Genomic DNA, 16,429 nt, shown 5'->3' on the forward strand with positions numbered 1-16,429 from the left:
CAATTACTGGAGCTTATTTACCTGCTGTTGAATACGTTCGACAATCGCTTTGACACCATTACCTCTCGATGGGCTTAAATGTTTAATTAGGCCCATGTCTTCAAATAGCAGATAAGCGTCGATGTCTTTTGCTTCGTTTGGTAATGTATGGTTGTAGCAGGCCAGAATAATCGCCAATAATCCTTTTACGATACGCGTATCTGAGTCAGCAATAAGCACGAGTCGTTGTAAAGACTCGTCTAGGTCAATGTGTAGCCATACGTTGCTTTCGCAGCCTTTTACAAGCGCCTCAGAGGTCTTCAGCGGCTCTGGCAAATTTGGTAGTTGTTTACCAAGTAACATGATTTCACGGTATTTTGCTTGCCAGCCAGATAAACTGTTTAGCTTTTCTTGGATTTGATTGATATCCATTATTCTTCCAACATCTCAATGGTTTCTAGAAGTGCACTGATAAAAGTGTCTATGTCTTGCTTATTATTATAAAACGCAAGACTTACGCGAATTGTGCCGGGAATATTTAAATGTGTCATTAAAGGCTGTGTGCAGTGATGGCCACTTCTTACCGCGACGCCGTAGGTGTTTAATAGGGTAGCGATGTCAAAGTGATGCTCGTCTTTATAAGTAAAACTGACAACACCGATATTATGTGTTGTGTCGCCCCAAATTTTAACCCCTTCGACATCTTGTAGGCGGGATACCAAGTATTGATACAAAGTATGCTCGTGCTCAATTAACGCATCTCGTTCAATATTATTTAAATAATCAAGTGCAGCACCAAAGCCGAGGACACCGCTGATATTAGGTGTACCGGGCTCAAACTTTTCAGGTGCCTGTCTAAAAGTTGTGCCTGAAAAGCTAACTGTGTCAATCATCTCGCCACCGGTTTGGTAGACAGGCAAGCTATTGAGCAGATCAAAGCGACCGAATAGGCCACCAAGTCCCGTTGGCCCAAGCGCTTTATGAGCTGAAAACACGAAAAAATCACAATCAAGTTGTGTTAAGTCTGGCTTTAAATGCATAAATGATTGGGCACCATCAACGACAGTGATTGTTGAATAGGATTTTGATGCTTCAATCAATGATTTGACGTCATGAATATTGCCCAGCGCATTTGATGCATGGCAAATACTTAAAATAGTCGGTTTAACCTCGTGTATGAGCTCAATAGACGCAGTGTGATCTAGCACCCCATCTTTTGACGCGGGTAGAACAACGATTTTAGCACCTGTTCTGGCGGCTGCTTGTTGCCAAGGCACAATATTGGCGTGATGCTCAAAAGGGGAGAGTACAATGACATCATCTTCAGTTAACTTTTCTGATAGACCGTGGGCGACTAAATTAAGTGAATCGGTTGCTCCTTTGGTCCACACAATCTCATTTCTATGAACATTCAAGTATTGAGCAAGTTTGTCGCGTACCGCTTCATATTTTGTGGTTGCATCAGCACTAAGCGTGTGTGCTCCGCGGTGTACATTGGCATTTTCGAGCTGATAAAAATGGCTTACAGCATCAATTACACTCTGTGGCTTTTGTGTAGTGGCAGCAGAATCAAAATAACACAGCGGCTGCTCATCCACTAATTGGTGTAATAAAGGAAAGTCTTTGCGAAGTTGCTCAATCAAGATAGTTGCTCATTAAGAACCGGAAACCGCCGAATTTTACCTAATTGAAATTCCCTTGCAAGTCTGAACAATTAAATCAGGTGGGTAAATTGAAAAAGGCAGCTTGTTGCTGCCTTAATTGTGCCTTTAGTGCTCAACCTTTGGAGGGAAGTTGGCGAGAATATCTTTGACGGTATTATTAACCGACTCGGTGCGTTTTTCAGGCGATTGCTTTTTGCGTAAGCGACCTTCTTTTGCGCCGCGCCAAACCAGTTGATTTGACGCACTGTCGATAATATCAATAACCAAAGTACCTACTTCGTATTCGCGTGCTTGTGTTTGAGTATGCCAGCCTACGCCCCAGTAGTTCCAACGTGCGGAATAGCTGGTATTAAAAGTATCCACGTCAAGCTTTGTATCTACTGCCGCGTGGAAGTTTACCATCACATCTGCTTTAGCACCTTCTACAAGGGTGATACCGTGCTGCGCCATTTCAGAGATAATTGCATTGCGAACGCGCTTTTCCATCAGCTCACTGATTTGGTAATTGTCTGCACCCTTATCAAAATTGGCAGTATCGGGAGACCACGAAAAAGTTTTGTAATTGGCAAACTCGACAGATTTGTCATAGTCCCAGTCAGGGGTGTTAGAACAAGCACTTAATACAATTAAACTTAGCGCTACGAGCAGGTTACGAGTCATTTTTTACTCCTTAATTAAGGCCTAAAGCCTTGTAATACTAACTGGACCTAAGTCGATAAGCAAAGATGCAAATAAACTCTATAGTCCAGTTAATAAGACCATTTTTAACTACGAATGTTCCACTTCAATCCAGTCTTTTTCATCTACCCAGTTTTGGCTGCCTTTATTCACACTGCGAATTGGCACTAGGTAATCACAACTGATCTGTGGCTTCACCGAAGCAAAGATTGGTACAAACCCAAAGCTTAAAGCAGTCTCTATAATTGCTTTTTGGTTTTGTGGGTCGATATCAGCCGCTTCATCAATATAAATAGGTATACGGTACAAGGCTTGCTCTTGATCAGAAAGCAGATAACGAATAAACAACATACCACACAGTAGCTTAATGGTGATACGCGTCCCGTTTGAGCCGGCAGAGTCAATTTTATCAAAATGCTCGGTTTCACCAGCACGATTGACGACTTCAAAGCGGATGTCGAACAAATCTGTTAGCGTCAGGCCTGCTTTTTCACTCGCCAGCTTGATAATGTGATCTTTTGCTTCATTTACTGCATTTTCGTCCGCTTTGGCTTCACTCAGTAAATCAAAACTTTCCCCTTGCTCGTAGACTTCAGAGGTGCTGATGATGGTATCAATACTGTCAACCAGCATCTTGCGAGGGATGACATTTATCTTAAACGCTTTTAAATTGGAGATACGGTGCTGGCTGATCCCACGGTTGAAACTGTTCATTTCGCGGCGTAAGCGATCTAAGTCTTCCCTCAAACCTTTAATTGTTGCCGCAACCTCTGTCAGTGCAACACGTGCTTGACGCTCTACCGCATCGCGCTCGTTATCAATATTATGATAAGCACTGATCAACTTAGCGTATTTTGTAGATTCATCGGTTTCGTTATCAAACTTTGTGATGCCCGCATTGTAAATGTGTAAATAGGTATTGCGAACATTCACATCAAGGTTTCTAAGCTCTTGGCAATCTTTGTTAAACTGGTGCACAATTTCCGAGAGATTATCAAAATCAATTTTAACATCGATTGGGTAAGGGGTTTGCTTACCTTCATAAATCGCCAAGGTATGGTCGATACGCTCAGACTTAACTTGCTTTAAACGATCGCTTTGTCTTAGGATTAGATCTTGTTTGCTCTTGATGATCGAACGGCGATCTGAAATGGATCCCGCATTGCGTTGTACATCTTGCAAATAGTCATCGACTTGCTCGCGTTCAGCCGTTAATTGGTCTTTAAGCGCAAGCTGTGCTTCAGCTGATTGCTGCATCGTTTGGAATTGCTCGAAGCGTTTTAGAGCTTCCTCAGTTGACATAAGTTCTTGATATAATGCATCGCGCTCTTGCTGTTTATCGGCAACGTTTGCAGCAACCTCTCTTTGCTGCTTAAGTTCTGCCAGTGAGCGTTGCAGGGCTTCAAGCTGAGCTTGTAGCTGTGCTTTATTCTCTCCACTTTGCATTTGCACAGGTGCTAGTTTTTTCAGTTTAATGCTGACACCCGGCAGTTTAAGTTCACCGCCTTTTACAGCGTTTGATAGAAGCGCCAAGAAGTCAGCAAATGCATCTTCATCTTCAATTGTGACTTCACCCTGCGAGGTGGTGGCAAAAGACAGCAGATCAGGATTTAAAATTCGTGAAATCTCTTCAACTTCTTTTAGTGAAAGATCCTCACGCATTCGCGTAAATAGGTTAAATTCTAAGTTTTTAAGCTGAAGCTTTAAACTCTTGATTTGCTTTTGAGTTTCACCAATACGATAGTCAAGTGTATGTAAGCTTTGACCTTGTGCGCTGTTAATTGAGAAAGACAGTTGCTCATATTCTTTTTTCAGCAGTGTAAGGTTAGTTTTTAAAGTAGCATGATTGGTCAGCTCAAACTCAGATTTAAGGGCTTGGTAGTCTGTAAACCACCGCTCAATTTGCGTTTGTTTACGCTCGATATCACGAGATTGTTGGACATAAAGCTGCTGTTTTTGCTCAAAATCACGCTTTTCTTGTTCGATATTTTCGAGTTGCTCGTTTAGCTCATCAATCTGTGTCGTTTGATATTCATCAAAAGCAATAATGGCTTGGTCAATTTTAGGCGCATATGCAGCTAGCTTACCTTTAATGGTCGCTTCACTTTCGATCATTTGCTCAAGGGCTGCAATGGGCTCTTGCATAGACTCTAGTGCATTAAGCTCTCGCTTAGAGCGATTAACCTTGTCGAATGCGCGGCGCCATACTTCGTAAAAATCGACTTTTGAATTTGACATATGACGTTCAAAAACACGTAACATAAAGCGTTTAACATCATGAGCACCCAGTTTGTGCAGGTTTAAAATACGCCTAAAGATCTCTTTGTAGATCGCGGCATCTTGCACATTATTGAGTGGGATCATTTTAAGGTTAATGTCACCGTCATAAGGTGTCGCACCACCGGTTAATAATGCGTTTAATTCAGCTGCTTTGAGTTCAATTGGTTTAAAACCTTTTTCACCAAGGTGATTAAATAACTTGGTGTATTTGATAATGCTTTTGCCTTCGGTAAAGTCATCAAGGTTTAATTTGCCGTTGTAGCAAAAAAACTGATGCGCATAGCCTGCGATTTTACCAAGACCAGCAACACCAATGACAACGTCACCGTGAGGCAGATTGGCTTCGAGCAAAATATATGATTGATCACTAGAGAAGTAGAACTTTCTGGTTTCCTCTAGGTCGTGACCATCCCATTCAGTCAAGCGTAAGTCATTGACTAATGGAAATTGTAGCGCATTAATGACCGAGCTTTTACCCGTGTTGTTAGGCGCACAGATTGATGCGCTTTTATTTAGTGGGATAACACACTTGGCATAGCCCGCTGTGTTTAAAAGCGCCAGTTTGCTTAGTCCATATAATTCGCTCATACTTCTTCCTCTAGCGCTTCAAAATTATCTTCATTGACTTCCATTAAGGCGTCGATATATCTATAAACTGGTGCCAACAATACAAAACCACGCTCGGTTTCTTTACAAAGGCCTAATCTCAACATTCTTAAAAAGACATCTTTTCTTAAATCTGATCCTGAGAAGATCTCTAATTGATCAAATAAGTGTTTGTTAAGTTGGATGAGGGTTTGCATTAGTTCTAAATCGATTTGCTCATCAAAAAGTGCACGTAAAGGATCTTTGCCTTGGTTTGCGTAATACTCGATGAGGATAAACACGGTTAAAGCGATCGCGCGGCTGATTTTACCCATGTTAGGTGTGCTTTCATCACTAGCAAGGTAATAAAAACCGCGAGCATCATGTTGAAGGTCATGGCCAAGTGCTGCAAACAACGCCTGATAAGCTTCAATGTGCTGATCAAGTTCTTGCCACAGTGTCGTATCTTGTTCGCTAATGTGGTAACCACCAGCAAGCTTTTTATTGATAGCTTGCAGCTGTGTTAGGTCATTTAGATTAATTTGTGTCATGGTCTTGTACTTATTACTTTGCTTTTTCAGCGTCGGATTGAGAGTGTTCCGAAGCGCTAAATGGATACAATTTAATTTTGGTATTTGCTAATTGCATTGACTCTTGAGAATCAGACTGCGTGACCGAGAGAGCAGGGTCGCTGATAAGCTTTTGGTATAAAAACAGCATCTCATCGGCTTCTAAATTCGGGTAGCTGTCACTTAGAAATCCAAGTAGGGCCGTGCGCTTTTTACCGCTGGTAGAGAATGACTTTCTAACATCCTGATAGTCGGGGATGTTAGGACTTTGGTATGCGGGTACATCATCGTGATCTGGGAGCTGATATTCTTCATGCTCAAACTCTGCGAGGCTTGCCATGTAAGCAACCATATGGCGTTTTTGACCAAGATTGAAACGTTGTATATCCGATACAAAATCTGGCTGTACAGGCGTGAGCATGCGGTCGACACCATTTTTACGAATAAGCCCCAATACCTTGGCTGCCTGACGGGTAATTAACGTATTGCGCCTGAGCTCTTCACGCAGCGGCATCAGCATATCAGCGCTTTTACTTAAGCTTTCACGACCGATTAAGTGCATGTCTAAAATTCGCGTTCTCAACTGCTCTAACATACGTTTATCATGTGCGCCACGACCAAGCTGCTCAATTTGACTTATTTGTTCGCTGATCTGTAATTCAATTTGGCTAAAGCACGCTTGGAAAGGACCATGAATGTCGACCATTTCAAGCATAGGCTCAATATACTCATCGAATGCTTCTATTACAGCTTGATAGCGTCGTTTGAGTGATAAGTTACTGTGATCAGATTTTGCTTGCTCAACTAAATTGAGTATTGCGCTTTCGTTGTGTTGATAAAGCTTTACAATTTTTCTGACTCGTTCATCCATTATCCGGCTGAAACGTCTTAGCTCGCTGTGGTCGCCTTCATTGCCGGCCTGAGAAAGTCGCTCGCCAAGGCGTTGCAAATCTTTCACCAATACAGTGATCTCTTCGGCTAAACCTAAGTGCTCTTCTTGTAATAAAAAACTTGTAAAATCAGCGACTGCACGATTGATTTCAAGTTGAGAAGACTTGGCCAGTGGAATAATAATTTCTTGATTTAAGAGTCGATTAGTCTCTTTGTAAATCCGCTCACTTGACCAGTTTGGATTTTTTAATTTTATTAAGTTTTGTACATCTTTTATACTGAAATCAGACATTTTAAAGCGTTTAAATAACAGCTCTAAAACACTCCAATGCTCATTTAATGTATTAAGAACTTTTTTAGCTGGGATCATAACTTTCCAGTTTGTATCATTTTTGTGACATCACTAGTTCACTAATTTGTCATAAAGTGTAATTAGCGATAGCAGTCACTTGCCCATAGTGTTAGACTCCGCGCCGATTTACATCGCCTTTTACAAAAATTACATATTATTACAGGTTGTTTACGCGTATGGTCACTTCCATAATCCTAACCCTAATAGCGCTAGCTTTTGTGCTTATCGTTATAGAGGATATTATCCATGTAAACAAGGCCAAAACGACGCTTTTTTTTGGCACTTTATGTTGGATTATCGCTTTTATATCTCCAATTCATGGTGAAAGCTCAGAAACTATACAACATCAGTTAGATCACAACATTTTAGAAATCGCGACCTTATGGCTTTTTTTAATGGCTGCGATGACCTTTGTAGCTTATTTAAACTCCAAAGGCTTTATTCAAAATATTGTGCATCGGATCATGCCAGAGCAAATTAGTGAGAGAAAGTTAATGTTTCTCGTCGGTGCATTTGCATTTGTTTTTTCTTCGATTTCAGACAATATTACAGCGACTTTAATTTCGCTGGCAGTTGTCATGTCCTTGAAGTTGGATGCTAAAAAGCTTGTTAAGTATGCCACATTAATCATATTTAGCGTAAATTCTGGCGGTGTCTCTTTAATCACTGGTGATGTGACGACCTTAATGATATTTTTGGCTGGTAAAGTCACTATCCCTGATTTATTGCTGTTGGTGATGCCCGCTATTGTAAGTGTATTTGCGTTGGCTGCGATGTTATCCATTGGCATGAATGAGCAGTTGTATTTTGCTCGCCAAGAAGTGAGAAGAATCGAAAAAACAGACATCACCATAGCTGTTATTTTTATGTCTACTGTGCTTGCCACATTGTATTTAAGTGTTCAGTATCAAGTACCGCCCATGCTTACGTTTTTGTTTGGTTTGTCTTTTATGTTTTTAGTCGCGCAGTTTCTTATGCGTAAAAAAGACGTCAACAAAAAGATTATTGATTACATACGAGAGATAGAATATGACACGCTGCTTTTCTTTGTAGGTGTGTTGTTGTTAGTGGGCGCACTTAAAGAAGTTGGCGTATTGAGTATGTTTACTGAGTTATATCAATTTTTGGCACCAGAGTATGCGAATTACTTAGTCGGGATATTGAGCGCGGCGGTTGATAATGTGCCACTCACAGCAGCTTTACTTAAAGCGCAGATAGAAATGACTCCTCAGCAATGGTTAACCTTTACGTATGCAACAGGCGTTGGAGGTTCGATGCTTATTATCGGTTCTGCTGCTGGGATTATAGCAATGAGCAAAGTCAAGGCACTGACTTTCATGAGTTATTTAAAAATGGTGTTATATCTACTGGTGGCCTACACCATTGGTTATGCGGGTTCATTTTATATGGGACAACTCATTTAAATAAATTTTTTGATGTCTAGGTACAAAATAGCTTGACACCTAGACGTCTAAAAGATAGTTTTTAAAAGCCTGCTCCAGAAGCAGGCTTTTATTTTGCTCTTGTTCAGCTTAGAACGCGCAAAATAAACAGAAGAGGTGCGATGCTTAGGTAGCTTGTTAGAGGACACGACATCCAAAGACAGCAAGTGAGGGAAGTATTCGCCGAGGAAAGTGATTGGTCGTCACAATGACTTTTCGGTTTACGGGGTTGAATCCCTGGAACTGTCACCGATTATTGGTGGAGAGCTTCTGGCAGTGGTTTTTCAATGTAGTTCTGCATCCTCTTGCCAATGAGTTCTCCTTATTTTTTTGACAGCACTCATGTTGTCACAAGGAGATAAAATGAATTCCCAGTATGTAGTTGCTAAGTTTGGTGGTACAAGTGTTGCCGACTACACAGCTATGCATCGTTGTGCGCAAATAATAAATGATGACCCGAGTGTTCGAGTAGTCGTAGTCAGTGCCAGTGCAGGTGTTACCAATCATCTAGTTGAGTTGGTACAACAAAAGGCCGATGAGACTCAGCGACAAATACTGGTTGACGCGGTAATGCAAATTCAGCAGCGTATTTTGGAACATGTGACACTTGATGCGGATTTACAGTCTGGTTTTGACGACACATACAAAGAGTTCAAAGAAATAGCGCTGTTACCTGCTTTAAGCACACAACAATGCGATGAAGTATTGAGCTTTGGTGAGCGTTTCTCATCCTATATTTTTACCCAAGTGCTGCGTAACTTAGGCGTTAGTTCAGTGCGTTTTGACATCAGAGAAGTTTTAAAGACTGATGATAATTTCTCTAAGGCAACACCAGATATTGCCGCAACAGCAGCCGCATCGTCAGAATACTTAAAGCCATTGCTTGAGGAGCACGTTGTGGTGACCCAAGGGTTTATTGGCAGTGACAAATATGGACAAACGACCACACTTGGCCGCGGTGGTTCTGATTACAGTGCTGCGCTTATTGCAGAAGCAATCAACGCACACAGTGTTCATATATGGACAGATGTGGTTGGCATATTTAGCACAGATCCTAGGTTATGCAGCAAAGCAAAACCAATTGCTAGGTTGAGCTTTGACGAAGCTGCTGAAATGGCAACTTTCGGTGCAAAAGTGTTGCATCCAGCAACGATTCTTCCTGCAAGTCGCAAAGGCATTTCGGTATTTGTTGGTTCGAGCAAAGCACCTGAGCAAGGGGGAACTTGGATTGAAAAAGAAACACAATCACAATCTGGTATCAGAGCTGTTACACAACGTAAAAATCAAATCCTATTGACTTTGAAGAGCCCTGAAATGCTGCTAGCAAGCGGCTTTTTAGCAAAAATATTTACCATACTCAGTAACTATAATATTTCCGTCGACCTTGTTACGACTTCTGAAATCAGCGTTGCGTTAACATTAGACAACGCGCCAAATGCTTCGCGTCCGGAATTGGATCAAGCTTGCCTTGATGAGCTAGGTGAATTTTGTCACGTGTCAGTCGAAAATAATCTCACACTAGTTGCCATGATAGGCTCAGAGATTCAGTTGAGAGGAGGAGATGACTGCTTGGTTGATGTGTTATCTGAATTTGATATTCGTTTGATTTGTCATGGAGCCAGCCGTCATAACTTATGTTTCTTAGTTGAACAGTCGAAATCGGATTCAGTGGTAAAAGCAATTCATCAAAAATTATTAGAAGCAGCATAAACGTGTCTTAATTGAAGAGAGTATACCCGTGTTCCGTATACTCTCTCTAGATATTGCCGGAAATACATAACTTTATAACAAATATTAATGATAAAGTTGCAATAATAGGCGTAAAGTGACAAGCTTATCCAAGAGGAGAGTTTTTACACTGAGGGTGACTTATGCAGTATCAAGATATTTACGAGTTTTGGTTTGTTACATGCTCCGAGCAAGATTGGTGGCAAAAATCTTCTGCATTTGATCAGAAAGTAAAAAGTCAATTTTCAATTCTCCACAAAATGGCACACAACGGTGAACTTGAAAAGTGGCGTGAAACGCCCGTTGGTTCTTTGTGCGAGATTATCGTATTAGATCAATTTCCAAGAAATATGTATCGTGATACACCCCAAGCTTTTGCCAGTGATGCATTGGCCTTGAGTCTATCACAACAGGCTATAGAGAAGGGTTTTGATAAAGCATTGAATGATACCGAAGTTGGCTTTTTGTATATGCCTTTCATGCATAGTGAGAGTGCCGTTATTCATCGTCAAGCGGAGGTTTTGTTTAGGGAACTTCCTGGTTACGAGTTTGAATTAGCACATAAAACGATTATTGATAGATTTGGGCGTTATCCGCACAGAAATGATATTCTTGGTCGCGTTTCAACAGATGAAGAGTTGGAGTTTTTGCAGCAGCCTGGTTCGAGCTTTTAACTGTTGTTTTTAAATCACCAATCCACTTTTGGAGTTCCTGTATCGGGGTTGTAGTGCTCGCATTCTTCGTTTAAAAAGGTATAATCGCTGGCCACAACAATAATTATATTTGTGTTCAATTATGGCTCAGGTACGTGATGGTTTTCAAAGCCGACTTGGCTTTGTTCTTGCGGCGGCAGGTGCTGCTGTTGGTTTAGGTAATATTTGGGCTTCCCTACGCAAGCTGCCAATCATGGCGGTGGTGCATTTTTACTCGCATATTTTATAGTTATCTTTTTATTGGCGTTGCCTGCTTTATACACCGAGCTTTATCTCGGTCATCAAGCGCAAGCAAACCCTGTTAAAGCATTAAAACAAGCATGGCAAGAAAAGCAACCACGGGTGGGTGCTACAGCAGGCTATGTGGGGTTAGCTGGTGCCATTGTGATGCTGAGTTTTTACTCTATTGTGGCGGGGTGGATGCTCGCACATTCTATTGAGCCCGTCACCTCTATGTTAGGCTTAGAGGCTGCTAGCCAGTTTTTGACTGGTGACTCTACACATAGAAACTTTATTTTCACGCCTTTAATGTTGCTACTAACAGCTGCGATTATTCTCAAAGGCGTGAAATCGGGTATTGAGACGTGGTCACGTCGTTTAATGCCTTTGTTACTGTTACTTTTATGCTGTTTGATTGCCTATATGGCGACACTGGAAGGCGCTGAAGAGGGCTTTAGAGCATACTTAGTGCCTGATTTTAGCAAAATCACAGATCCTGACTTAATCATCGCGGCAATGGGTCAAGCGTTCTTTTCTTTATCGCTCGGTGTAGGTTGTATGATGATTTACGGCTCATATTTAAAACCAAATGAAAATCTACCAAAGCTGACTTTTAGCGTTGCTATGCTAGACACAGGCGTGGCATTTTTAGCAGGCTTATTGATTATCCCTGCCATTTTTGTTGCGCAGCAAAATGGCGTTGAAGTATTTCAAGATGGCAAGCTAGCAGGAGAAGGGCGGCTTATTTTTGCAATTCTACCTGAGCTTTTCTCAAGTATGGGCCAAATTGGTATTTGGGTTGGTTTAACATTTTTTGTATTAATGTCAATTGCTTCTCTGACCTCGACAATTTCGTCAACAGAAATACCTGTCTCATTCTTAGTTGAAAATCACGGTATGGAACGAAAGAGCGCGACTTGGGTGGTGACGTTGGTTATTTTACTTTGCTCTAGTTTGATCATCTTGAATTTCGACTGGCTGTTTGGTTTAGTGATTTCGGTGTTTACTCGCTACCAGCTTCCTCTGATGGGCTTGTTCTACTTTGTGACAGTTGGTTGGATGTGGAAACGCGGTAATAAATTGACCGAAAATGCAACCGGTTTACAATACTGGTTTGCACAATACCTTCGTTTTGTCTGCCCTGTCTTAATGACGGCAGTATTTGTCAATGTTGTTGTAAACAAATAAGTTAAGTTTTGAAGGAAAAAGCGCAGCCTGGCTGCGCTTTTTTTGTATTTAGATTCACACAATATTGGGTGTATGAGTTTTATGCTTGAGTGCGTATAGGTTTTTAACCGTCGTCATGGCGATTTCAGTTAATGCTTCTTGAGTAAAGAAACCTTGGTGACCTGTGATTAACACGTTGGGAAAGCCACTTAGTCTTACAAAGGTATCATCTTGGATAATTTCTTCACTACGGTCTTTGAAGAAAAGCTCTGATTCTTGCTCGTATACGTCAAGACCTAAATAACCGATTTTTCTTGCTTTTAGAGCGGCAATACAGGCGTGTGTATCAATTAATGCACCACGACTGGTGTTAATCAACATAACGCCTGATTTCATTGTATTAAAGGCGGCTTCATCGATTAAGTGGTGTGTCGTTTCAGTGAGGGGGCAATGCAGGGAAATAATGTCGCTTTGTTCTAACAGCATCTCTAAAGAAACTTGTGTGTAAGAGCCCTCACCGATATTTGGATCATATACAAGCGTGTGTGCACCAAACCCATTTAAAATAGAAACAAGCGCTTGGCCTATTTTTCCACAGCCAATGAGACCGACTGTTTTGTTATGAATGTTAAACCCTAATAAACCGTTGAGATCAAAGTTTTCCTCTCTCACACGGTTATAAGCCTTATGCGTTTTTCTTGATAATGTCAGGATAAGTGCCATGCAATGTTCAGCAACTGCTTCGGGGCTGTATGAGGGAACCCTGACTACTTGAATCCCTAGTGCATGTGCAGATTCGATATCCACATTGTTATAACCTGCGCACCTCAATGCGACAAATTTAACCCCAAGCTCTGCCAAGTCACTCAACACGCAGGCGTTAAGATCATCGTTTACAAAGACGCACACGGCGTCATAGCCTGAAGCCAAAAATACGGTATCTCTATTTAAGCTATTTTCTATATAGCTTATCTCAATACCACTAAATTTTGAGATAGCGCTGGAAAAAAATGGGTGTTCATATTTTTGCGAACTGAAGAGTGCTACTTTCATCTTGCAACTGACCCTCGATGATCTGCTTTAAAGACTCTGGTTTGGTACGTGGTGCATAGCGAGAGAGCAGTTCACCATCTGTACCAATTAAAAACTTAGTGTAATTCCACTTTATCGCACGATTCTGTGCAATGCCACGAGTATGTGACTTCAGATAATTAAATAAAGGGTGAGCATCGGGCCCGTTTACTAACGTTTTTTCTGCAATTTTAAAGCTTAAGTTAAAGTGTGATTGGTAAAACTCTTTAAGCATTTCGTTTTCTAACGGCTCATTTTTACCAAACTGATTACATGGAAATGCAATGATCTCTAGCCCTTTTTTGTTATATTTACGATACATTTTTTCTAGGGCGGTAAGCTGTGGTGTAAAACTGCATTTGCTGGCTATGTTCACCAAAATAACAGGCCTGTCTTTTAACGACTTTAAAGCAAGCGTCTCACCTGTAAGTAATTTAACACTGTATCTGTAAATATTTTCCATGCTGCAAGGTTCCGTGCATATAACGAGTTCTATTAATGTTCTTCATGTGGCGCTTTTGTATAGTCCACTGACTGCTTTTGAGGTGAAATCCCCTCCATTGTTAAAGCATAGCAGTCATTTTGGTCAATTTTATGTCAAGTCAGTTTAAAATTAACGGAAAGTACACAATTGCAGGTAGGTTTGATTTTGAATGTAGGAAAAGTGCCACGGGTGTGGCACTGAAATGGGTTAAACTAAGCGCTTGAGTAAACTTGAGGTATCCCAGCGGTTTCCGCCCATTTTTTGCACATCAGCATAGAATTGGTCGACTAATGCTGTTAAAGGTAGAGTAGAGCCATTCTTTTTTGCTTCATCTAGCGCAATAGCTAAGTCTTTTCGCATCCAGTCAACGGCAAAACCATGCTCGTAATGGTCATCCAACATACTCTTATGGCGGTTTTCCATTTGCCAGCTACCCGCTGCACCTTTTGAAATGACTTCAACAACAGCTTCGCAATCAATATTGGCATTTTGACCAAATTGCAAAGCTTCAGCGAGGCCTTGAACAACACCTGCAATACAAATTTGATTCATCATTTTTGCTATCTGACCTGAGCCCACATCGCCAAGTAGCTTAGAGAAGCGTGCATAAGTTGCCATGACGGGCTCAACTTGATCATATATGTCTTTGTTACCACCACACATAATGGTGAGTTGACCGTTAACGGCGCCGGCTTCTCCGCCAGAGACTGGGGCATCAATAAAACCGATATTTTGAGCTTCACACGCTGAGAACAGCTCGCGAGCAACATCAGCAGATGCTGTGGTGTGGTCAACTAAAATGGTATTTTCTTTCATTGATTTTAACACGCCGTCTGCACCCGTAGTGACTTCACGCAGATCGTCGTCATTACCTACACATACAAATACAATATCTGCGTTGCTAGCGGCAAGTGCTGGTGTAGTTGCAAGTTGACCCGAGTATGTGTCTAGCCAAGCCTGTGCTTTGCTCGTAGTACGGTTATATACGGTGACATTATATCCTTGATTTGCTAAGTGACCAGCCATTGGGAATCCCATTACACCAAGACCAACAAAAGCAACATTTTTTTTATTTGAAGTCATATTTTACAATCCAGTTGTGGCGAATGACTCGATTGTAACTTAAGTAGAGGATTTGTGGCTGAATATTTTGCATGAAGATGTGAATAGGTCATGCTTTTAAATGGAAAAGTTAATGTAGAGTAGCTTCAGTATTAAGCTACTCTACATGTTATGCAGTTAAGATTTGGTTGTACTTAAGTTTTCCTCAAGCTCTTTTGCTGCATTTGGGTCATTAAATACTGAGTGATCTAATTCACCTTCAGATTTAGCGACAACGCAAGTTACCATACAATCACCAGTGACATTCACAGCGGTGCGGGTCATATCTAATAATCTATCTACACCCATGATAATGGCGATGCCCTCTACAGGCAGACCAACTTGGTTTAACACCATTGCCAGCATGATTAATCCAACGCCAGGCACACCGGCTGTTCCTACAGATGCTAATGTCGCGGTTAAAATAACCATGAGGTAATCACTTAAGGTTAAGTCTACAGCAAATACCTGCGCGATGAACACGGTTGCGACACCTTGCATGATTGCGGTGCCATCCATATTAATGGTCGCACCAAGTGGTACCGTGAAAGACGCCACAGAGTTTTTTGCACCCAGCTTTTTAGTTGCAGTCTCTAGCGTAACTGGCATGGTTGCACTTGAACTCGAAGTACTAAACGCAAACATACAGGCATCTTTCATTTTCGTTAAGAAAATGATTGGATTGAGACCTGTTAGGGTCTTAAGCAAAACGGCGTAATTGACAAGTGCATGGAAGAACAGTGCCGCGACAACCACTAAGAAGTATTTACCCAGTTCGACAATGAGCCCCATTTGAATATCAGTAAATAGCTTAGCCATTAAACAAAATACACCATAAGGCGCTAAGTTCATCAGCAAGGTAACCAGTTTAAGGATAACGGTATTTAAGTCATCAAATACAGCTGCAACGCGCTTACCTGGTTCACCACTGAGTGCCATCGCGATACCGAAAAGCAGGGCAAACACGATGACTTGTAACATATTGCCACTGGCCATTGCGTCAATCGGGTTGGTTGGGAACATACCAATGATGACTTGCGCAAGCGTTGGCGCTTCTTTGGCATCAAAGCTGCTTGTTGTTGGCATATCAATGCCAGCACCTGGGCTAACTAACAGTGCTAGGGAAATCGCAACAGTGATGGCAATGGCTGTAGTCGTTAGATAGAGTAAAATCGATTTTCCGCCTAAACGACCTAACTTTTTGGGGTCACTTAAACTGCATGTTCCACAGACCAGTGATATAAATACCAAAGGTACGACTAGCATCTTTAAACTTGCTATAAAAATCTGTCCGCCAACGTGGAATATCCCATCGACGAAAAAGCCTCTAACAGGAAATTCCGCAAACCCTAGTGGGATTAGAAACTCTGGTTCACCTGCAAGGATTTGCTGCAGAATTATACCGACACCAATACCCGCAATCATGGCTATCATGATACGGGTTGTGAGGCTAAATTTATTTTTATCAGTCATTGTTTTGGAGACGCCCTAAAACTTCTTGTTGTT

General features: G+C 41.4%; 13 protein-coding genes, 1 pseudogene and 1 riboswitch. Of the genes and pseudogenes, 4 read left to right on the top strand and 10 right to left on the bottom strand.

The genetic code is table 11. The annotated features are described in order from the left end of the window. Window positions 1-3: 3 nt before the first annotated feature. The 6 genes from JF50_RS13050 to JF50_RS13075 form a co-directional block, all read right to left on the bottom strand. Window positions 4-411 carry a SufE family protein gene (locus tag JF50_RS13050; protein WP_039609887.1) on the bottom strand — a complete coding sequence of 136 codons (408 nt, stop codon included), beginning with the start codon at window positions 409-411 and terminating at the stop codon, window positions 4-6. Further along, window positions 411-1,622: an aminotransferase class V-fold PLP-dependent enzyme gene (locus JF50_RS13055; RefSeq protein ID WP_235423426.1), complete on the bottom strand. Its 1,212-nt coding sequence runs from the start codon at window positions 1,620-1,622 to the stop codon at window positions 411-413. The genes JF50_RS13050 and JF50_RS13055 overlap by 1 nt, the downstream gene beginning before the upstream one ends. Window positions 1,623-1,748: 126 nt before the next feature. Beyond that, window positions 1,749-2,303, bottom strand: coding sequence for a DUF4136 domain-containing protein (locus tag JF50_RS13060; protein ID WP_039609889.1), 555 nt, complete (start codon window positions 2,301-2,303; stop codon window positions 1,749-1,751). Between the two features lie 108 nt (window positions 2,304-2,411). Beyond that, window positions 2,412-5,189 (bottom strand): hypothetical protein, encoded by a 2,778-nt coding sequence (locus JF50_RS13065; protein WP_039609890.1) that lies wholly within the window; start codon window positions 5,187-5,189, stop codon window positions 2,412-2,414. Next, complete coding sequence (locus JF50_RS13070; RefSeq protein ID WP_039609891.1) at window positions 5,186-5,737, bottom strand: condensin complex protein MksE; 552 nt, start codon at window positions 5,735-5,737, stop codon at window positions 5,186-5,188. The genes JF50_RS13065 and JF50_RS13070 overlap by 4 nt, the downstream gene beginning before the upstream one ends. Window positions 5,738-5,750: 13 nt before the next feature. Beyond that, on the bottom strand, window positions 5,751-7,016 hold the full coding sequence (locus JF50_RS13075; protein WP_039609892.1) for a hypothetical protein: 1,266 nt from the start codon (window positions 7,014-7,016) through the stop codon (window positions 5,751-5,753). Window positions 7,017-7,174: 158 nt separating this feature from the next. On the opposite strand from JF50_RS13075, the gene nhaD reads away from it, so the two are divergent. The 4 genes and pseudogenes from nhaD to JF50_RS13095 all read left to right on the top strand — a co-directional run bounded on the left by nhaD (window position 7,175) and on the right by JF50_RS13095 (window position 12,288). Then, window positions 7,175-8,422 carry a sodium:proton antiporter NhaD gene (gene nhaD, locus JF50_RS13080; protein ID WP_039609893.1) on the top strand — a complete coding sequence of 416 codons (1,248 nt, stop codon included), beginning with the start codon at window positions 7,175-7,177 and terminating at the stop codon, window positions 8,420-8,422. Between the two features lie 122 nt (window positions 8,423-8,544). After that, window positions 8,545-8,718, top strand: a riboswitch (Lysine riboswitch). A gap of 85 nt (window positions 8,719-8,803) precedes the next feature. After that, on the top strand, window positions 8,804-10,150 hold the full coding sequence (gene lysC, locus JF50_RS13085; protein ID WP_039609894.1) for a lysine-sensitive aspartokinase 3: 1,347 nt from the start codon (window positions 8,804-8,806) through the stop codon (window positions 10,148-10,150). A gap of 161 nt (window positions 10,151-10,311) precedes the next feature. Beyond that, complete coding sequence (locus tag JF50_RS13090) at window positions 10,312-10,842, top strand: DUF924 family protein (RefSeq protein ID WP_039609895.1); 531 nt, start codon at window positions 10,312-10,314, stop codon at window positions 10,840-10,842. A gap of 121 nt (window positions 10,843-10,963) precedes the next feature. Next, a pseudogene (locus JF50_RS13095) lies at window positions 10,964-12,288 on the top strand (sodium-dependent transporter). A 54-nt stretch (window positions 12,289-12,342) separates the two neighbouring features. On the opposite strand, the gene JF50_RS13100 reads toward JF50_RS13095, so the two are convergent. From JF50_RS13100 to JF50_RS13115, 4 genes are all read right to left on the bottom strand, one after another. Beyond that, on the bottom strand, window positions 12,343-13,320 hold the full coding sequence (locus tag JF50_RS13100) for a 2-hydroxyacid dehydrogenase (RefSeq protein WP_039609896.1): 978 nt from the start codon (window positions 13,318-13,320) through the stop codon (window positions 12,343-12,345). Beyond that, window positions 13,286-13,801 (bottom strand): glutathione peroxidase, encoded by a 516-nt coding sequence (locus JF50_RS13105; RefSeq protein ID WP_039609897.1) that lies wholly within the window; start codon window positions 13,799-13,801, stop codon window positions 13,286-13,288. Before JF50_RS13105 ends, JF50_RS13100 begins: the two co-directional genes overlap by 35 nt. A 228-nt stretch (window positions 13,802-14,029) precedes the next feature. Next, window positions 14,030-14,905, bottom strand: a complete 876-nt coding sequence (locus tag JF50_RS13110) for an NAD(P)-dependent oxidoreductase (protein WP_039609898.1) — start codon at window positions 14,903-14,905, stop codon at window positions 14,030-14,032. 156 nt (window positions 14,906-15,061) lie between these two features. After that, entirely contained in the window at window positions 15,062-16,396 is a 1,335-nt protein-coding gene (locus JF50_RS13115) for a dicarboxylate/amino acid:cation symporter (protein ID WP_039609899.1), read from the bottom strand. Window positions 16,397-16,429 lie beyond the last annotated feature (33 nt).

Source organism: Pseudoalteromonas luteoviolacea (assembly GCF_000814765.1).
In the GTDB taxonomy this organism is placed as follows: domain Bacteria; phylum Pseudomonadota; class Gammaproteobacteria; order Enterobacterales; family Alteromonadaceae; genus Pseudoalteromonas; species Pseudoalteromonas luteoviolacea_H.

Excerpts from the sequence above, each read along its gene's own strand:
- JF50_RS13050 (WP_039609887.1), bottom strand. The coding sequence starts at position 411 with ATGGATATCAATCAAATCCAAGAAAAGCTAAACAGTTTATCTGGCTGG.
- JF50_RS13060 (WP_039609889.1), bottom strand. The coding sequence starts at position 2,303 with ATGACTCGTAACCTGCTCGTAGCGCTAAGTTTAATTGTATTAAGTGCT.
- JF50_RS13115 (WP_039609899.1), bottom strand. The coding sequence starts at position 16,396 with ATGACTGATAAAAATAAATTTAGCCTCACAACCCGTATCATGATAGCC.
- JF50_RS13070 (WP_039609891.1), bottom strand. The coding sequence starts at position 5,737 with ATGACACAAATTAATCTAAATGACCTAACACAGCTGCAAGCTATCAAT.
- JF50_RS13110 (WP_039609898.1), bottom strand. The coding sequence starts at position 14,905 with ATGACTTCAAATAAAAAAAATGTTGCTTTTGTTGGTCTTGGTGTAATG.
- JF50_RS13065 (WP_039609890.1), bottom strand. The coding sequence starts at position 5,189 with ATGAGCGAATTATATGGACTAAGCAAACTGGCGCTTTTAAACACAGCG.
- JF50_RS13075 (WP_039609892.1), bottom strand. The coding sequence starts at position 7,016 with ATGATCCCAGCTAAAAAAGTTCTTAATACATTAAATGAGCATTGGAGT.
- JF50_RS13090 (WP_039609895.1), top strand. The coding sequence starts at position 10,312 with ATGCAGTATCAAGATATTTACGAGTTTTGGTTTGTTACATGCTCCGAG.
- lysC (WP_039609894.1), top strand. The coding sequence starts at position 8,804 with ATGAATTCCCAGTATGTAGTTGCTAAGTTTGGTGGTACAAGTGTTGCC.
- JF50_RS13100 (WP_039609896.1), bottom strand. The coding sequence starts at position 13,320 with ATGAAAGTAGCACTCTTCAGTTCGCAAAAATATGAACACCCATTTTTT.
- nhaD (WP_039609893.1), top strand. The coding sequence starts at position 7,175 with ATGGTCACTTCCATAATCCTAACCCTAATAGCGCTAGCTTTTGTGCTT.
- JF50_RS13105 (WP_039609897.1), bottom strand. The coding sequence starts at position 13,801 with ATGGAAAATATTTACAGATACAGTGTTAAATTACTTACAGGTGAGACG.